Source organism: Hungatella hathewayi WAL-18680 (genome assembly GCF_000235505.1).
Classification (GTDB): domain Bacteria; phylum Bacillota; class Clostridia; order Lachnospirales; family Lachnospiraceae; genus Hungatella_A; species Hungatella_A hathewayi_A.
On sequence record NZ_JH379027.1, the window covers coordinates 1,065,780 to 1,082,710 of the forward strand.

12 protein-coding genes are annotated in these 16,931 nt (G+C 53.0%); 7 read left to right on the plus strand and 5 right to left on the minus strand.

Going from position 1 to position 16,931, the window contains the following annotated elements:
• Nucleotides 1–72: 72 nt before the first annotated feature.
• The 3 genes from HMPREF9473_RS04890 to HMPREF9473_RS04900 all read left to right on the plus strand — a co-directional run bounded on the left by HMPREF9473_RS04890 (nt 73) and on the right by HMPREF9473_RS04900 (nt 5,170).
• Nucleotides 73–1,182: an ethanolamine utilization protein EutH gene (locus tag HMPREF9473_RS04890; protein WP_006778953.1), complete on the plus strand. Its 1,110-nt coding sequence runs from the start codon at nt 73–75 to the stop codon at nt 1,180–1,182.
• A gap of 176 nt (nt 1,183–1,358) precedes the next feature.
• Nucleotides 1,359–2,693, plus strand: coding sequence for a citrate synthase (locus tag HMPREF9473_RS04895; protein ID WP_006778954.1), 1,335 nt, complete (start codon nt 1,359–1,361; stop codon nt 2,691–2,693).
• A gap of 176 nt (nt 2,694–2,869) precedes the next feature.
• Nucleotides 2,870–5,170: a hydratase gene (locus HMPREF9473_RS04900; RefSeq protein ID WP_006778955.1), complete on the plus strand. Its 2,301-nt coding sequence runs from the start codon at nt 2,870–2,872 to the stop codon at nt 5,168–5,170.
• Nucleotides 5,171–5,281: 111 nt separating this feature from the next.
• On the opposite strand, the gene HMPREF9473_RS04905 is transcribed toward HMPREF9473_RS04900, so the two are convergent.
• Nucleotides 5,282–6,556 (minus strand): MFS transporter, encoded by a 1,275-nt coding sequence (locus tag HMPREF9473_RS04905; RefSeq protein ID WP_006778956.1) that lies wholly within the window; start codon nt 6,554–6,556, stop codon nt 5,282–5,284.
• Between the two features lie 285 nt (nt 6,557–6,841).
• Between HMPREF9473_RS04905 and HMPREF9473_RS04910 the strand changes: the two genes are divergently transcribed.
• From HMPREF9473_RS04910 to HMPREF9473_RS04925, 4 genes are read left to right on the plus strand one after another with little or no spacing between them, the layout of a single operon-like run.
• Complete coding sequence (locus HMPREF9473_RS04910; protein ID WP_006778957.1) at nt 6,842–7,627, plus strand: DeoR/GlpR family DNA-binding transcription regulator; 786 nt, start codon at nt 6,842–6,844, stop codon at nt 7,625–7,627.
• Between the two features lie 11 nt (nt 7,628–7,638).
• Complete coding sequence (locus HMPREF9473_RS04915; protein WP_006778958.1) at nt 7,639–8,952, plus strand: alkaline phosphatase family protein; 1,314 nt, start codon at nt 7,639–7,641, stop codon at nt 8,950–8,952.
• 13 nt (nt 8,953–8,965) lie between these two features.
• Nucleotides 8,966–10,330, plus strand: a complete 1,365-nt coding sequence (locus HMPREF9473_RS04920; protein WP_006778959.1) for an alanine/glycine:cation symporter family protein — start codon at nt 8,966–8,968, stop codon at nt 10,328–10,330.
• On the plus strand, nt 10,323–11,639 hold the full coding sequence (locus HMPREF9473_RS04925) for a D-serine ammonia-lyase (RefSeq protein WP_006778960.1): 1,317 nt from the start codon (nt 10,323–10,325) through the stop codon (nt 11,637–11,639). The genes HMPREF9473_RS04920 and HMPREF9473_RS04925 overlap by 8 nt, the downstream gene beginning before the upstream one ends.
• Nucleotides 11,640–11,766: 127 nt before the next feature.
• Here the strand turns inward: HMPREF9473_RS04925 and HMPREF9473_RS04930 are convergent, their stop codons facing one another.
• Genes HMPREF9473_RS04930 through HMPREF9473_RS04945 form a run of 4 tightly spaced genes read right to left on the minus strand, consistent with a single transcriptional unit; the run spans nt 11,767 to nt 16,803 of the window.
• On the minus strand, nt 11,767–12,525 hold the full coding sequence (locus tag HMPREF9473_RS04930) for an ABC transporter ATP-binding protein (RefSeq protein WP_006778961.1): 759 nt from the start codon (nt 12,523–12,525) through the stop codon (nt 11,767–11,769).
• Nucleotides 12,526–12,527: 2 nt separating this feature from the next.
• Nucleotides 12,528–14,846, minus strand: coding sequence for an FtsX-like permease family protein (locus tag HMPREF9473_RS04935; RefSeq protein WP_006778962.1), 2,319 nt, complete (start codon nt 14,844–14,846; stop codon nt 12,528–12,530).
• Entirely contained in the window at nt 14,843–16,165 is a 1,323-nt protein-coding gene (locus HMPREF9473_RS04940) for an MFS transporter (protein WP_006778963.1), read from the minus strand. Before HMPREF9473_RS04940 ends, HMPREF9473_RS04935 begins: the two co-directional genes overlap by 4 nt.
• Nucleotides 16,165–16,803, minus strand: a complete 639-nt coding sequence (locus tag HMPREF9473_RS04945; protein WP_006778964.1) for a TetR/AcrR family transcriptional regulator — start codon at nt 16,801–16,803, stop codon at nt 16,165–16,167. The genes HMPREF9473_RS04940 and HMPREF9473_RS04945 overlap by 1 nt, the downstream gene beginning before the upstream one ends.
• Nucleotides 16,804–16,931: the final 128 nt, after the last annotated feature.

A 16,931-nucleotide genomic window follows, 5' to 3' on the forward strand; every position in this document is an offset into this window, starting at 1 on the left:
CATTTTTTTCTGTTGAGAAATTCAATCAATACCTATATAATAAAACCATTATGCACAAAAGAGGAGAGAGCCATGGCTGTCAATGATGTGATCATGTGGATTATGGGAATCGGGGTGTTGATTGGGGGCGGGGACTGCCTGATTGGGAACCGGTTTGGGCTGGGGGAGAAGTTTGAGGACGGGTTTCGATGTCTGGCTCCCATGGCGCTCAGTATGACCGGAATCATTGCCATCGCACCGGCAATTGCCAGGTGGCTGGGGCCGGCGCTGGTTCCGGCCTGCCAGGCGGTGGGGGTGGACCCGGCCATGTTTGGCTCCCTGTTTGCCATTGATATGGGCGGATATCCTCTGGCCATGGAACTGGCCGGAGATGCGGCGGTGGGATATTTCTCCGGCCTGATTGTGGCGTCCATGCTGGGCGTGACCATCACCTTTGCCATTCCCATGAGCCTGACTCTGCTGGAGGAGGCGGACCAGACGTATTTTGCCAGAGGGGTTATGATAGGACTGATTCCCATCCCGGCGGGGGCCTTTGTGGGAGGTCTGATGATGGGGCTTCCGGTACCGGTGATTGTCCGGAATCTTCTTCCCATCTGTGTGATCGCGGTGGCTCTCATTATCGGCCTTGTGAAGGCGCCGGAGAAACTGGTGCAGATATTTGCCAGGCTGGGCTTCGGCATCCGGGCCATCACCTATGTGGGGCTGATACTGTCAGCCTTTGAGTATATGACGGGAATGACCCTGGTCAAGGGAATGACGCCGATTCTGGACGCGATTCAGGTTCCCTGCCGGATTGCCATCCTGATGCTGGGCAGTCTGCCTTTCATGACGATGGTCACAAAACTGTTCCGCCGCCAGTTCGCTGCTGTGGGACGTCTGTGCGGCATCAATTCGGCGGCCGTGGGCGGTCTTCTCATATCCTGCGTCACCACAATCCCCGTTTATCGTTCCATGAAGGAAATGAACCCCAAGGGGAAAATTGTGGTGACGGCCTGGATGGTCAGCGCCATCGGCGTGTTTACGTCCCATCTGGGTTATACCATGAGCGTAGACCCTGCTTTTTGCGGCCCGGTGCTGTCTGCAAAGTTGATTTCAGCGGCCCTTGCCCTCTGTCTGGCCTGCATATTCCAGTCAGATTCAGGTGGGAAGGCGTCTGATGCGGGACGAACTACAATTATTTAGTTGTGATATCAACAACATATTGACTTTGGCTCGCGCCTGTGTTAGACTACAAACCATAACAAACGGCAGAAATTCCCAACCGGAAGGGAAGCTGCCGCAGATAGGGTAACTTGCCAATGGGGGCAGCACAATTTTATTTGTGCTGTCATTTTTTAAAAAAGGGAAGAGGTAGAAACATGACAAGTAATTTTATTGCACAGTCCTATGGAAAATCTTTAAACTACACCAATATCCAGAACAGTCTGTTTAAAGAGTACGATGTGAAGAAGGGACTTCGAAATGAAGACGGCACCGGCGTGAGAGTCGGACTGACGAGAGTGTCCGACGTAGTGGGCTACGATATTGTGGAGGGAAAAAAGACCAGTGTTCCTGGCGAGCTGTATTTCCGGGGGCTGCGTGTCAATGATTTGGTGGAAGGAAAGGGAGATTCCCATTTCGGCTACGAGGAGACCTGCTTTTTACTGCTGTTCGGTTACCTGCCAAACAAGCAGGAGCTGCGGTCATTCTGCGACGTGGTCAGCAGTATGTATGAGCTCCCTCATGAATTTTTGGAAATGCGTCTGATGAGAATGCCGTCCCGCAATCTGATGAACTGCATCCAGCAGTCAGTACTCAGCCTGTACGACTATGATGACAATCCGGATGACGTGGACCCATATCATACCGTGCTGAAGGGGCTGAATATTCTTGCGAAGCTGCCGTCCATTATCTGTTACGGGTATCACAGCAAGATGCATTATTACAACAAATCCAGTCTGTTTATCCATTATGCCAAGAAGGAGTACTCCATTGCGGAGAATATTCTGTATATGCTGAGGGAGGACAGGAAATTTACGCCCAAGGAGGCGGAACTTTTGGATACCCTGCTGGTGCTTCACGCGGACCACGGCGGCGGAAATAACTCCACATTTACCAACGTGGTGATATCCTCCACGGCCACGGACTTATATTCCACCATGGTCGGTTCCATCGGCTCTCTGAAAGGACCGAAGCACGGCGGCGCCAATGTCCGCTGCGCGGAAATGATGGAGGCGGTCATCAAGGAGATTGGGATTGACGCGGATGAGAAGGCCATCAGAGGCGTGCTGAAGAAAATTCTGGATAAGGATTTCTATGACAATTCCGGTCTGATTTACGGCCTGGGCCATGCGGTCTACACCGAGTCCGACCCGAGAGCGGAGATTCTGCGCCAGTGCTGCAAGGATTTGGCTAAGGAGAAGAAGAGGGAGAAAGAGTTTGCGTTTATGGCAAGATTCGAGACTACGGCCCGTGATTATTTCCAGGAAGTGACAGGGCGCAGAGTGTCCAACAACGTAGACTTTTACAGTGGTTTCGCTTACGATATGCTGAATATTCCCAATGACTTGTACACACCGCTGTTCACCTGCAGCCGCACCATCGGCTGGCTGGCACACAACATCGAGAACAAGCTGTACGACGGCAGAATCATGAGACCGGCCACGAAATACGTGGGAGAATTGCAGGAATATAAGAAGATGGCGGAGCGGTAAGAGCCCGAAAACATCCTGATAATGAGAGAAGCGCGGTGGTTGTGGTAACATGACAGGCCGCGCTTTTGGATTTTGCCGGCCGGGTTTTAGCGGACACAGCCACAATCCGCACTTGCATCCTGCCTCAAAAACAGGTAAAATGTAGAGAAAAGGAAGATGAAAGGAGTACACAGGCGATGATAGAATTATATGATGGCGGGGCCTATCTGGTTCACGGCGACAGGCTTGTGAAAGAGGCGGACGCGGCAGAATTGGCGTCCCTGACAGGCGCACCTGTGAGTAAAGATGAGGCAAAAAAGGGCACGATAGCCTATTCCATTCTGGAGGCCCACAACACCTCCGGCAATATGAATCAGTTGAAATTAAAATTTGATGCGATGGCATCCCATGATATTACCTTCGTTGGGATTGTGCAGACAGCCAAGGCATCCGGGATGACCCGTTTCCCACTGCCCTATGTGCTGACCAACTGCCACAACTCCCTGTGCGCGGTAGGCGGAACGATTAATGAGGACGACCATATCTTCGGTCTGACGGCAGCCAAGCGTTACGGCGGCATTTTCGTGCCTCCCCATATTGCGGTTATTCACCAGTACATGAGGGAAATGATGGCCGGCTGCGGGAAAATGATTCTCGGCTCCGACAGCCACACCCGCTACGGCGCGCTGGGCACCATGGCTGTGGGCGAGGGCGGCGGTGAGCTGGTGAAACAGCTGCTCTGCGACACCTACGACGTGGCATGTCCGGAGGTAGTTGCGGTTTATCTGGAAGGAAAACCGGGCCCTGGCGTGGGACCTCACGACGTGGCGCTGGCCATTGTGGGGGCTGTGTTTAAGAATGGTTATGTGAAGAATAAAGTGATGGAATTCGTGGGACCTGGCGTTTCGTCCATGGATACGGATTACCGGAACGGCGTGGATGTCATGACCACGGAGACCACCTGCCTGTCCTCCATCTGGAGAACGGATGAGGACACGAAAGCATTTCTCACCATGCACGGCAGAGGGGACGAATATCAGGAACTGAATCCTGCCGATGTGGCTTACTACGATGGCGTGGTGAAGGTGGATTTGAGCACCATCAAACCGATGATTGCCCTTCCATTCCACCCAAGCAATACATACGAGATTGACGAGCTGATTGCAAATCCGGGCGATATCTTGAGAAGCGTGGAGAAAGAGGCGGCGAAAATCAGCGGAAGACCGGAAGGCGAGTTCAAGCTGACCGACAAGATCGTGAATGGAAAATTGACCGTGCAGCAGGGGATCATCGCAGGCTGCGCCGGCGGCAACTACACCAGCGTGATGGCGGCGGCCCATATCCTGAAAGGAAAGGACTGCGGAAGCGATATCTTCACCCTGGCGGTTTACCCGTCCTCCCAGCCGGTATTTATGGACCTGGTGAAGAAGGGGGCTATCTCCGATTTGATGGCGGCAGGCGCCACCGTAAAGACGGCCTTCTGCGGACCGTGCTTCGGCGCAGGCGATACACCGGCCAACAACACCTTAAGTATCCGCCACACCACGAGAAACTTCCCCAACCGGGAAGGTTCCAAACCGGGCAACGGACAGATGGCGGCCGTGGCTCTTATGGATGCCCGCTCCATCGCGGCAACCGCAGCCAATGGCGGCGTGCTGACCAGTGCGGCCACCGTGGCGGACGGCTATCAGATACCGGAATATGAGTTCGACGATTCCGCATACAGAAGCCGCGTTTACCAGGGCTATCAGAAGGCCGATGAGAACGAGGAAGTGGTCTACGGACCAAACATCAAGGACTGGCCGGAGATGAGTCCGCTGGCCGACAACATTTTGCTGAAGGTCTGCTCCAAGATTATGGACGACGTGACCACCACCGATGAGCTGATTCCTTCGGGCGAGACATCGTCCTACCGCTCCAACCCGCTGGGACTTGCCGAGTTTACCTTATCCAGAAGAGACCCGGCCTATGTGGGCAAATCCAAAGAGGTGGATGTCATAGAAAAAGCCAGAACCAGAGGAGAAAACCCGGAGAAGACGGCGCCGGAGCTGGCGGCTATCTTTGACACCATCCGCACCATTCCTGGAAATGAAGCCGTAAAGGCGGAGGACACCGAGATCGGAAGCATGATTTACGCCAGAAAACCAGGCGACGGCTCCGCCAGAGAGCAGGCGGCCAGCTGCCAGAGAGTGCTCGGCGGCCTTGCCAACATCGCCAGAGAGTACGCCACAAAGCGCTACCGCTCCAATGTGATGAACTGGGGCATGCTGCCATTCCTGATGGATGAAGAGCCGGAGTTTGAAGTGGGCGACTACATCTATGTGCCGGGGATTCTGAAGGCGCTGGATGGCACTATGGAAGACATCCCTGCTTATGTGGTAAAAGCGGATAGAGCGAGCAAGATTACGCTTCACATTGCCGATATGACGGAGGATGAGAAGAAGATTGTGAAGGCCGGTTGCTTGATTAACTATAACAGGAACCGTAATAACGCATAAATTTATAAAATAAGGCGAGAAAACGCTGCCTGTCCTGCAAAGTACGAAGTATTTGCGGGGCGGCAGCGTTTTTTTAAACTGTTTAAATGAATCGCACTTTCTATGCGGTTCCTATTTCTCTTTCTTCTGTTTCTTAATCACAGACAAAATATAACTGCTTAAGAAGAACCCAGCCGCCGCGAAGCCGGCCATCATGAGGAATACAATACGGTAGCCGCTGATACCCGGATTGCCATCCAGGATACTTCCGTAAACAGAGTACATAAATGCGCCTGGCAGGTAACCGATAAACGCTCCTAAGGACATGGCGGAGCCGGTAATCTCACGGGGAACATCCACTTCGTCCATAGGTGCGAAGAAGATTGCCCGCATACTGAAGACACAGGCGCCGATACTCAATGTCATGACCATGCCAACGTATACATTCATGCTGCCATGGGGCAGAAAAGTGAAGATGGCCAGCATCGCGCCGGTAATGACAAACACGACCTTCAAATACTTTGTGGCGGAATGGAATACCTTATCCGTTAAGTATCCGCCAATAGGCCCGCCCAGCATTTTCAGCGCATATTGATTGATGATTCCGTAAGCGCCTACCAGGACCGCGGGGAGTGCATAGACATCCTTTAAAAATGGAATAAAATATGTAAGGCCGCAGTATACGCAGTAAACGGCAAAGACGTTGAAGGAAACCAGCCAGATATTTCTGTTTTTTAGGGCGCGGATGACACCTTCCATGGCCGCTTTGTTTTTGCTGACGGCCGCACCGGTCTCACTGACTGTTTGAATTTCATCAGGTTCCAGAAGGAAATAGGAGATAAATCCAATGACCAGTGGAACGATGGAGTAGAACAGGATGGCCGCCTTAAAACCGGCTACGGTGCTTCCCATGGCGGCGAAGATTCCTAAAGCGCCAAAGGCCACGAGAGTGTCCATCAGTCCACGGCCGGCTTCCAGGATACCGAACATTCGGCCCTGCTCCTCCTCCGTGCCTAACAGCCGCACGGTTTTTAACATGGTGGGCCAATAGAGCATGTCAGCGCAGATGGCCAGACCGCAGTAGATAAGTAAAAACATCCAGTATGGCGGAAAGGTTGAGAGACCGATTCCCATTAATCCTATTCCAATCAGGGAGACGGGAATCAATATTTTTTTGGAAACCCGGTCCGTTAAATAGATAGACACCAGAAACCCGAAGGTGGAAATAATTCCGGCCACGCTCATGGCGGTGCCAATCTGTGTGTGGGACAGCCCCATGAATTCCTGCATAGGCACGTAAAAAGCGTCTTTCAAAAATCCCAGTTTGTAGATGGTTCCGGCTCCCAGAACCAGGGTTCCGAAGGAGACCCATTTTTTTGAGTTACTGTTTGCTGCTTCTTTTGACATTTCACTCAACTCCTGTTCTTTTCTATTATTTTGTGTGGGTTTGAATACATCGGGCGCACCCGCCTTATGCAGTCAGTATATATGCAAAAATGTGTTAAATCAAGTGAAAATGTGTTAATAAATGCAAAACTGTGGAAATAGACAAAAATATATGTGTGAATTTGTGCAAAAGTTTGGGGAAATATGGTTGATACAGTTGTGAAAGTGTGCTATAATGTGTAAAACGTAGTAAATATTGGGGATGAACTGAAATCTGAATATTTAGAAGGAAAGGAGAACGAGACCATGTTGGTGGAAGAGCGGTATCAGAAAATATTGGACTTGATGAAGGACACCGGCAGCATACGAGGGGTGGAACTGCAGAAAAAACTGCATGTATCGTCGGAGACGGTGCGAAGGGATTTGGAGAATATGGAGGCGCAGGGGCTGATACGGAGAGCCAGGGGCGGCGCGTTCCTCAAGGAGGAGGCGGAGCAGGATAATTCACACAACCGCTACACTCCATTTGGACTCCGGGGCCAGGAACATCCAGACAGCAAGAATGAAATTGCGGAATTTGCGGTTACCTTTATTAAGGATGGGCAGTCCATCGCTTTGGATTCGGGAACGACGGCGTTTGCGCTGGCGAGAGCCTTGAAAAACCGTTTCAAAGATTTGACAGTAGTCACGAATTCTATGGCGATTGCCAATGAACTGGCGGATGCCAGGGGGATTACGCTGATTGTGACTGGCGGTGTGTACCGGCCGGAGGAGTCGGCATTTGTCTCCGATATTGCGGGCCTTATTTTTTCAAAATTAAATATTGATGTGTTTTTTCTGACTACCTGCGGCATTTCCGTGGAGCGCGGGGTGACGTACCAGCGGATGGATGAGATTCTGGTTCAGGAGAAAATGATGGAGTCCTCAGACCAGACGGTTGTCATTGCGGACAGCAGCAAACTTGGGGTGAATTCCCTGGTGAAAATGTGTGATGTGGACAGAATCAGCCGGATTATCACGGATTCGTCCGCAAGCGCCGAACAGATAGAACCGTTTGTGAGAGCGGGAATACCGGTGGAAAAACCACAGTAAGGAGAAGAATTATGATGGAGAAGAACAGACCAAGCGTTTTATTAGTATCTGTGGATGCGTTAAAGCCTGAATTTGTGTTTGAGCAGAAGAGGCTGGGGATATCGCTGCCCAATATCAGCCGGTATTTTGTAGAAGGAGGGGCCTGCGCCAGAGGCGGTGTGAAGAGCGTATTTCCTACCTTTACATATCCATGCCACCAGAGCATCATCACGGGTGTCTGCCCGGCCACCCATGGCACTTATAATAATGGAGTCTTTGATCCGATGGGAGACCATTTAGGGGCGTGGCATTGGTTTGCCAACCGGAAGGTCAAGACGTTGTGGGAAGCTGCAAAGGAGAACGGATATGTGTCGGCGAGCGTGGCATTTCCCACATCCGTAGGCGCGAAGGGGGATTATGTGGCGCCGGAGTTTTGGTGGGATGGCAGTGAGTTTGACAGTCTGCTTCTGGATGCGGTGGCAAAGCCCCAGGGCATGATACTGGAGATGGAAGAGGAGATTGGAAGATATGCCGGCGGCCTGGATTTGACGGAGGAGGGGGACCGGCAGCGGTTCAAAGCGGCCATGTGGGTGCTAGAGCATAAGATTGCGCCGGAATGCTCTGAAAAACCGTTCTTTCTGTCGGCCTACTTTGCATCCTTCGATGAGACGGCCCATCAGCGGGGCGTGTACAGCAAAGAAGCGGCCGGGGCGCTGGAAAAGATTGATTCCATGCTGGGTGAGATGATACAAAAGGTCCATGAGATGACAAACGGTCATGTAGTGGTCTGTGTCTGCTCCGACCACGGAACGCTTGACAATCAGTACAACATCAGTCCCAATGTGAAGCTGAAAGAGGCGGGGCTGATTGACACGGATGAATATGGCCGGGTGACTTCGTGGCGGGCCTGGTCCCAGAGAGCCGGAGGTATGTCGGAAATCAGACTGAAGGACCCGGAGGACGAGGAGGCGAAATCATGCCTGAAGAACGTGATGGAACAGCTGGCTTTGGAGGAAGACAGCGGCATCCTGGAAGTAGTGGACCGGGAAGGCGCCCGTGCCAGAGGAGGATTTCCGCTGGCCGAGTATGTTCTGGTTTCCCAAAAGGGATATGAGATACGTGATAATGTAAACGGTCCTTACTGCACAACAAAACTTCACCAGAAGGCACAGCACGGTTACAGTGAGAATTTTGAGGAAATGCGTGCTTCCTTTATGCTGGAAGGCGAAGGCATACAGGCGGGCGATGACCTGGGGGCCATGAACCTGATTGATATTGCGCCCACACTGGCAGCGCTTATGAGTTTTGAACTGCCTGATGCAGAGGGAACATGTGTGTTAAAGTAAATGGGGAATGCCTATGAAGGTAGTGGAAGGTTTGTTTGGTGGCTTGGCGGATATCCTGTGGGGAAACTGGATGCTGTATCTGCTGGTGGGGCTTGGAGTTTTTTATACGGTGGTGACGAAAGGAATCCAAATTCGCTCGGTTCCCTGGATGATTCGGGAGTTTGGGGGGCGGGATAAAAAGAAAACGAAGGTTCCGGGGCAGGATGGCGGACAGGGGACGCTCTCCTCTGTCCAGGCGCTCTGTACGGCCATTGCGAGCTGTGTGGGCAGCGGCAATATCGTGGGGGTGGCCACGGCGCTGATTGCCGGCGGTCCCGGTGCGCTGTTCTGGATGTGGATTGCGGCATTCTTTGGAATGGCTACGAAATATGCGGAGATTGTGCTGGGCCTGCTTTACCGGGAGAAGACGGAAGAGGGGATGTACCAGGGCGGTCCGATGTACTATATTGCCCATGGACTCCACGCGCCATGGCTGGGAGTGGTGGCGGCAATGCTGCTGTTTCTTCAAAATGCAGGCGCCACGCTGATACAGTCCAACACCATTTCTTCGGTACTGTCAGATATTGGCCATGTGCCGAAGCCGGTTACCGGGATAGTTCTGGCGATAACGATGTCTTTTATTATCCGCGGAGGGCTAAAACGGCTGGCCCATGTGGCACAGCGGATTGTACCGGTGATGGCCGGACTTTATATCATCGGTGGAACTGTGGTGGTGTTGTCCAGCCTGGACAGTTTTCTGCCTATGCTTTCGAGCATTGTGCGGGGAGCATTTTCCCTGGAAGCGGGGATGGGAGCGGTGGCCGGTGTGACCATGAAGGAGGCTATGCGGTTTGGCGTGGCAAGGGGGCTGTACTCCAACGAGGCCGGTGAGGGCTCCGCGGCGGTGATTCACTCGTCCGCCAATGTGGACCATCCGGCAAGGCAGGGGTTTTACGGCGTGGTGGAGGTGTTTGTGGATACGATTGTTATTTGCAGCACGACCGGCTTTGCCATTCTTTCCAGCGGCATTCCCATGGAGGGGGCCAGTGCGGCTTCGCTGGCGGCAGCGGCATTTGGAACCGTGTTTCCGGCCTTTCGGTATATTGTATCCGTCAGCCTGGTTCTGTTTGCGGCCACGTCGATTATGAGCCAGTGGTATTTTGGTCATGTGAGTCTTGTGTACATAAAAAGTAAAAGAGGAACTATCATCTATCGGGTGTTGTTTCCGGTTCTGATTTTGTGCGGAAGTTTAAGCACAGTCGGCCTGGTTTGGTCTATTCAGGATTGTATGCTGGGGCTTTTGATTATTCCCAATGTAATCGCGTTGTTTGTCATGTCGCCGGAGGTTTCGCGGGCGACCAAGGAATTTTTTATCAAGAGGAGAAATGATGATGAATGAGAAGATAAAAGGATATATGGAGCAGATTCCCGCAGTAAAGGACGCGGCAGCCGGAACAGAGACCTTCTGGCTGAATGACAGAAAATGTCCTGAGAGTATGCAGGGGGAGAAGAAGGTTTCCACAGAGCAGATTGAGGATGCTAGAAAGCGGCTGGAGCGTTTTGCACCTTACCTGGCGCTTGTGTTCCCGGAGACGGCGAAGGACAATGGAATCATTGAGTCGGAGCTGCGGGAAATCCGTGCCATGAAACATGAGCTGAATGAGAACTGGGACGCAGGAATTGAGGGGCAGCTGTTCTTAAAGATGGACAGCCATCTGCCAATCTCCGGCTCGGTGAAGGCCCGCGGTGGGATTTATGAGGTCTTAAAGCATGCGGAGGAGCTGGCCATGGAGGCCGGACTTTTGACCGAGGAGGACGATTACAGGAAGCTGGCCCAGCCGGACATGCAGGAGTTTTTCCACAAGTATACGGTGCAGGTAGGCTCCACGGGCAATCTGGGATTAAGTATTGGCATTATGAGTGCAAAGCTGGGATTTCGCGTGATTGTCCACATGTCCGCCGATGCGAAGCAGTGGAAAAAGGATTTGCTCAGGAGCAAGGGCGTGACAGTTGTGGAGTATGAGTCAGACTACTGTGCCGCGGTGGAGCAGGGAAGAAAGAATTCCGATTCAGACCCCATGAGTTATTTTGTGGACGATGAGAATTCCGTCAATTTATTTCTGGGATACGCGGTGGCAGGAGAGCGGGTCAGAAAGCAGCTGGAGGAGAAGCATATCACGGTAGATGCAAAGCATCCTCTGTTTGTCTACCTGCCCTGCGGCATCGGCGGTGCGCCGGGCGGCGTGGCCTACGGATTAAAGGAAATCTATGGTGACCATGTGCATTGCTTCTTCATGGAACCGACACAGGCATGCTGCATGCTGCTTGGAATGGCCACCGGCGAGCATGACGGCGTGTGTGTCCAGGATTTCGGTATCGGTGGGAAAACCGATGCGGATGGCCTGGCTGTGGGACGTCCGTCGGCATTTGTCGGAAGGGTTGTGGAAAAACGATTGAGTGGAATCTGCACAATCGAGGATAAGAAGCTGTATGATTTGATGAGAAGCCTGCTGAAGACGGAGGACATCTTTATTGAACCGTCCGCCTGTGCGGCATTTGCGGCATTTCTGCAGCCGGATGTATTGAAAGAATATGCAAGGAAAGAAGGTCTTACGGACTGTATGGGTAAGGCCACACACATTGCCTGGGCGACCGGTGGGAACATGGTGCCGGAGGAGATGGTCAAGAAGTATCTGGAGACCAGGTAAAACGGTCTGCCTGCCTGTGACGGGTAAGCGTGTTTATAGAAAAAGGGAGCCGGGCTCCCTTTTTTGATGTGCTGGGAATGGAATCTTCAAGTTGTGTGGAATTCTGTCTGCCGGGAAGCGGCAATATTCAGATTCCGGTGTTTCTCATCCGGACCAGTATCTGCTCCACCCGCTTTTCGTGGTCTTCCTTCCGGTAGGCAGGAAAATCCAGCCTTCCGGCGATTGTGCCGTCACTCATGAACATGACCCGGCTGGTTCTGGCGGCCACCTGGGCATCGTGGGTGACCAGTAGGATGGCAGTGCCATTTCGGTTAATCTGCGCCAGCAAATCCATGACTTCTCTGGCCGACTGGGAGTTTAGCGCTCCGGTCGGCTCGTCACCGAAGATAATATCCGGCTGGCACATCAAAGCGCGGCAGATGCCTGCCCGCTGAAGTTGTCCGCCGGAAACCTGGGTGATATCACGTGACGCCAGGTCTCCGATTCCCAGCTGTGCCATCAGCATGTTCGCCCTGCCGGCAAGCTGGTCCGCCTCTTTCGGGTGGTCCCGCATCAGCGGCAGGATGATATTATCCAGAAGATTTAAATTCTTTAGCAGGGCTGGTTGTTGAAACACGAAGCCCATTCTGGTTCTGCGCAAGTCAGAGCGCTGTCTGTCTGACAATTCCGTTAAGTTCTGTTCCTCAAAAAGCACCTGACCGCCGTCAATCTCATCCAGCCCGCCTAGGGCGTAGAGCAGTGTGGATTTTCCGGAGCCGGAGGGGCCCATCACGGATACAAATTCGCCTTTGGCAATCTCTAAGGATACCTGGTTTAATACGGTTCGCGTTTCCGCGCCGGTGCGAAATGATTTTACAATTTTTCTGCCGGTTACGATTGGTTTCATGATTACTCCTTTATGGATTCACGGATGGACACATCCCCCGCCCGGCCGGTTCCCCATACGGCGGCAGCCAGAGCGGCGGCCAGCAGGATGAGCGGCGACAGAAGATAGGTGGACAACGGGTTTATTTGAAAATGAAAGGCGGCCGCGCCGAAACTGGAGATGGCCAGGCCGGCCAGCTGCTCGCCCAGCGTGTTGGCCAGGATGGTTCCAGCGAGGATTCCGGCCGTCAGCACAGTTACCGCCCGCCAGATATACTGGCTGCGGATATCGGAGCCGGTGAAGCCAAGGGCTCTCATGACAGCGATGGAATAGCGGTCTTTGGAAATCAGCATTTTTGTGAACAGCAGTGTCACCAGCAGGGTAATGAAGGCTGCGGCCAGGATGGCAATCTGGGATGCGGACTTTACGGAGTGCAGGGTCTGGCCGAAGGTCTGTGCCACATAGTCATCGATACCGGATATTTTGGCATATGGGAAATCTGCCTGATAGCTGGCGATTTTTTCGTCGAGTATACCCTGATCAGTCAGGGTGGCGCAGATGGTAGTCCAGGCCGTTGGAGTGGCGGTATCGTCAAAGGATGCCTTGGCTGTTTTTCCACCGTTGGTGATGTCCGGGTAAATGCCACAGACCGTAAGCGTCTGCTCCCCATGGTCGGTAATAATGGTCATTGTGTCGCCGACCATCTTTTCTAAATCCTCCGCACTTAGCACGGATAAGGCGATGTCCCGGTCCGTATTCGGCATATGGCCTTCTGTGTACTGAAGCGGATAGACGGTGTGGTCGCCCAGCTCAATTTTCAGAGTTTCCTTGCTTCCGTCATTTAACTTTGCGGAAAAAATCTTGGTGGTAAACCGTGCATACAGGGAAATGTCCCGGTCCTGTTCCAGACGGTCTTCGACAGCGGCGGCCTTCTCGTCAAGCTGTTCCATCTGCTGGAGATCCAGGCGCAGGTCGCAGGTGCCGACTCCCATGTAGGTGACAAATTCAGGGTCCGATATGGTGTGGTACAGATTCTGGGGCACAATCATGATAAAACCTGCCAGAATGATTACCGCCAGCATGGTGGAATATAGTTTTTTCCTGGACAGGACATCCCGAATAGCCAGCAGCGGGCTGAGGGGAAGTCTTCTGTTTTTGGCCAGTGAAAAGATTCCGGTAGAGCCGCCATTTCCCTGCTCCATGCCAAACCGGATGGCCTGCACCGGGGAGATCGTCCGAAAACGTCTCAGCTGGGCGGTGACGTAGAGCAGCACCAGCAGAACAATAAGAACCGCGGCGGCTATGCCAACCAGGATAGAGAGGGCGGGATTTCCGCTGTCTCCAAAGTTCAGCCGTATCTGCGCCTGCATCTGCTCTCTGACTGGGAGGGATAGTAAAAATCCCAGGGCACCGCCGGTCACTGCCATGGCGGCATAGATGGCCAGATAGAGATTGCGGATATCTGTCACCCTCATGCCGATTGCTTTCATCACTCCGATTTCCCGGTAATCGTCCTCAATTTTTGCCTGGAGGGTGAACCGGATGCAGAGCAGGGCAATGATGATAACCAGGAGACTGATAAGGAGGATAACCGCGATGAGGATTCCGTCGGAGACCGCGTTGATCATACGAAACAGCGGCCAGGTCAGGCTGGGACCGTTGGCCGGAAGCCCCGCATTGCGGTATTCCGTTTCAAACGCGCCAAGTTTGGATAAGTCACGGAGACGAAATTCAATCAGATATTCCACCGTGCCAGAGGATGCTAACTGACGGTAGTCGTCTTCATTGACCAGAAAACGCTTGGAGGAAGCCAGCGTGGAATTCATCTGGGAATCCCGGATAAAACCGGCCACGGTAAAGGGGATGCCTCCTACCATGGCCGTATCTCCTGCCCTGGCGGTTCCATCCTTTAGATAGCAGATGGGGACATATAATTCCCCTTTCGCCGGTTTTGCCGGTCTCTGGTCCAAATCAAGGAGAAAATCAAACTGGCTGCTCTGGGTGCACAGACCGTTGTCCTGAAGACTGCCGGTGAGCGTGTGTTCCCCCAGAATGATGTTGGAACCGTCCAGATTGAGGAATTTCAGTATCTGAAAATCGTCGACATTGTCATTCTGAGCGGCAAATGTCTCCAGCCCGCCGGTGGAAAAGTCTCCGGAATGCATTTGCATGAAATGGGGCGCTTTGGCGTCCTCCATCAGCCGGTCGATGGAGCCGGTGAGACTGATGGCCAGACCGGCGGCCAGGGACACCAGCATGGCGGCCGCGGCGATGAACAGGACGGTGACAGCGGTGATGACTTTGTTTCTGGAAATATCACTCAGGATAAACTTTAACTTCATGGGCGCCTCCCATTTCCCGCCGATTCCAGTTGACGGATGGGTTTCATGGAGAACAGGAAGACAGATGTGGCACAGAGCAGCAGTCCCGCCAGTACAATCAACAGGCCGATACCCCGCCCCTGCCCGGTGCCCAGGATACGTCCCACGCTGGCAGACAGGATTCCACCAGGAAGCAGAAGCGGTGTGAACAGATAATCTGCCAGCACACCGGACAGGGCGTAGGCGGCCACATAGCCCAGCTGGGAGATAAGGCCGATGAGTCCCCAGGCCCGCCCCTGGACCTGATTGTCGATATTGGTGCGTAGCAGATAGTCAAGGCTGGCATTCGCGAAGGGCAGCATGGCGAAAAAGAGGAAACCGAAGACCCCGATAAGCAGGAGATTCTCCCGCAGTCCAAAGAGAGCCATGGTGACGCCTGCCCCAAACAGGGAGAGGGACAGTAGATTTGCGTAGGAGGTCCTGATGGAAATGCTGCCCAGCAAAAGGCTGGATGCCAGCATTCCCGTGGCGGCAGCCGTCATGATGGTTCCAAGGGATGCGCTGTCAGAGAAACTGAGTATCATGGGCGAGGCCAGGGTCTGAATAAAGCCCAGGCAGAAGGTAATCAGCGAACCCATGATTACCAGGGGGAGAAGCCCCTTCTTCTCAGTCAATGCCCGCCAGCCGTCTCTCAGTTCCAGGAGGAATGAGTGATGTTCCGCGGATGCCTGGCTGGCGATATCGATGCTGCGGCGGACCACAAGGGTGGTAGACACTGTTACGAAAAAGGTACAGATATCGATAAGCAGCAGGAGACGGATATCGGATATGGTGAGCAGAAAACCGGCAAGTACGGGAGAAATCAGGTATTTTGCTGAGCCTGCTATCTGTACCATGCCGCTGGCTTTGCTGTACTGCTCAGGAGTGAGCATGTCTGTGATAGTTGCCTTGTAGGCGGGCTCCAGCAGGGAGGAGAAGACGGAGCTGATGGTGACGCCAATGCATATCTGCCACACGCTGGCCTGCCCGGACATCAGACAGATCAGGATAAACACCAGGCCGATAGCCGAGAGACTGTCCCCAAGCACCATCAAAAGCCGGCGGTCATAGCGGTCCGCCAGCACGCCGGTGGGAGCGCCAAGAAGCAGGGATGGCAGGAAGGCCAGCAGGGTGACCAGGGCCATATAAGACGCCCGGCCGGTCTGCTGGAAGATGTATACACCCAGACCAAAGGAGGTCAGGCCGCTTCCGATCGCGGAGACGAAATCCCCCGACCACAGGATTAAAAATTTCCCAAAGGAGTGTTCTGTACAAGCTGTGTATCGGTTCCCATATTTCATCACGATTCTCCTAACATTGTTTGGATAAGGCTAAACTGCCCGGGTTTCGCGCCGAGCATCCGTTCCATGAGGAAGAGAAAGGCCTGGATTTTTGTAGTGCGCTGTTCGGGTGTCAGTTCCAGGATGTCGTCGTCCAGCACCGTATTCAGATAGGTAACTGCGATCTCCATCGCTTCCAGCGGATAAGACGTGTCAATCACGCCCGCCGCAATTCCGTCCTCCAAAATCCCGGCCAGGATGGCAGGCACCTGCCCTAAAAGGATGCGCTGTGTCTTCTGGTGCATCAGGGCATTCTGGGGATTGTGTAAATGTTGAATCATTTCCTGCCCCTCCCCATGTTCCGTCACCTCCACATGAAGCGCCATGATAGTCTGTACCATCCGCTCCTCCACAGAACCGCTCTTATCCTCCGCAGCCTCTCTGGCCCGCGCCAGCAAACGGTTCGTCTGCCGCTCAATCAGAGCGTCCATAATATCCTCTTTCGACTTAAAATGATGATACAGCGTCCCCCTGGCAATCCCCACCACGTCCAAAATATCGTTCGTGCTGGTACTATCAAATCCCTTTTCCCCAAACAACGCCGCCGCCGCGTCCAGAATCTCGTTTTTTCGAACTTCCGCTTCTTTTACTACTCTCATGATTTTCACTCCTTTTATGAATAGACCGACAGTCTGTCGGTTGCCTCGTGACATAACAATAACATGGGAATACAGGAATGTCAAGTATAATCATAATAGAAATCAAAAGAGCGATGGGCATATATAAA

Coding starts and splice junctions, on each gene's coding strand:
- HMPREF9473_RS04890 (WP_006778953.1), top strand. CDS start 73: ATGGCTGTCAATGATGTGATCATGTGGATTATGGGAATCGGGGTGTTG.
- HMPREF9473_RS04915 (WP_006778958.1), top strand. CDS start 7,639: ATGATGGAGAAGAACAGACCAAGCGTTTTATTAGTATCTGTGGATGCG.
- HMPREF9473_RS04940 (WP_006778963.1), bottom strand. CDS start 16,165: ATGAAATATGGGAACCGATACACAGCTTGTACAGAACACTCCTTTGGG.
- HMPREF9473_RS04925 (WP_006778960.1), top strand. CDS start 10,323: ATGAATGAGAAGATAAAAGGATATATGGAGCAGATTCCCGCAGTAAAG.
- HMPREF9473_RS04935 (WP_006778962.1), bottom strand. CDS start 14,846: ATGAAGTTAAAGTTTATCCTGAGTGATATTTCCAGAAACAAAGTCATC.
- HMPREF9473_RS04945 (WP_006778964.1), bottom strand. CDS start 16,803: ATGAGAGTAGTAAAAGAAGCGGAAGTTCGAAAAAACGAGATTCTGGAC.
- HMPREF9473_RS04920 (WP_006778959.1), top strand. CDS start 8,966: ATGAAGGTAGTGGAAGGTTTGTTTGGTGGCTTGGCGGATATCCTGTGG.
- HMPREF9473_RS04930 (WP_006778961.1), bottom strand. CDS start 12,525: ATGAAACCAATCGTAACCGGCAGAAAAATTGTAAAATCATTTCGCACC.
- HMPREF9473_RS04910 (WP_006778957.1), top strand. CDS start 6,842: ATGTTGGTGGAAGAGCGGTATCAGAAAATATTGGACTTGATGAAGGAC.
- HMPREF9473_RS04895 (WP_006778954.1), top strand. CDS start 1,359: ATGACAAGTAATTTTATTGCACAGTCCTATGGAAAATCTTTAAACTAC.
- HMPREF9473_RS04905 (WP_006778956.1), bottom strand. CDS start 6,556: ATGTCAAAAGAAGCAGCAAACAGTAACTCAAAAAAATGGGTCTCCTTC.
- HMPREF9473_RS04900 (WP_006778955.1), top strand. CDS start 2,870: ATGATAGAATTATATGATGGCGGGGCCTATCTGGTTCACGGCGACAGG.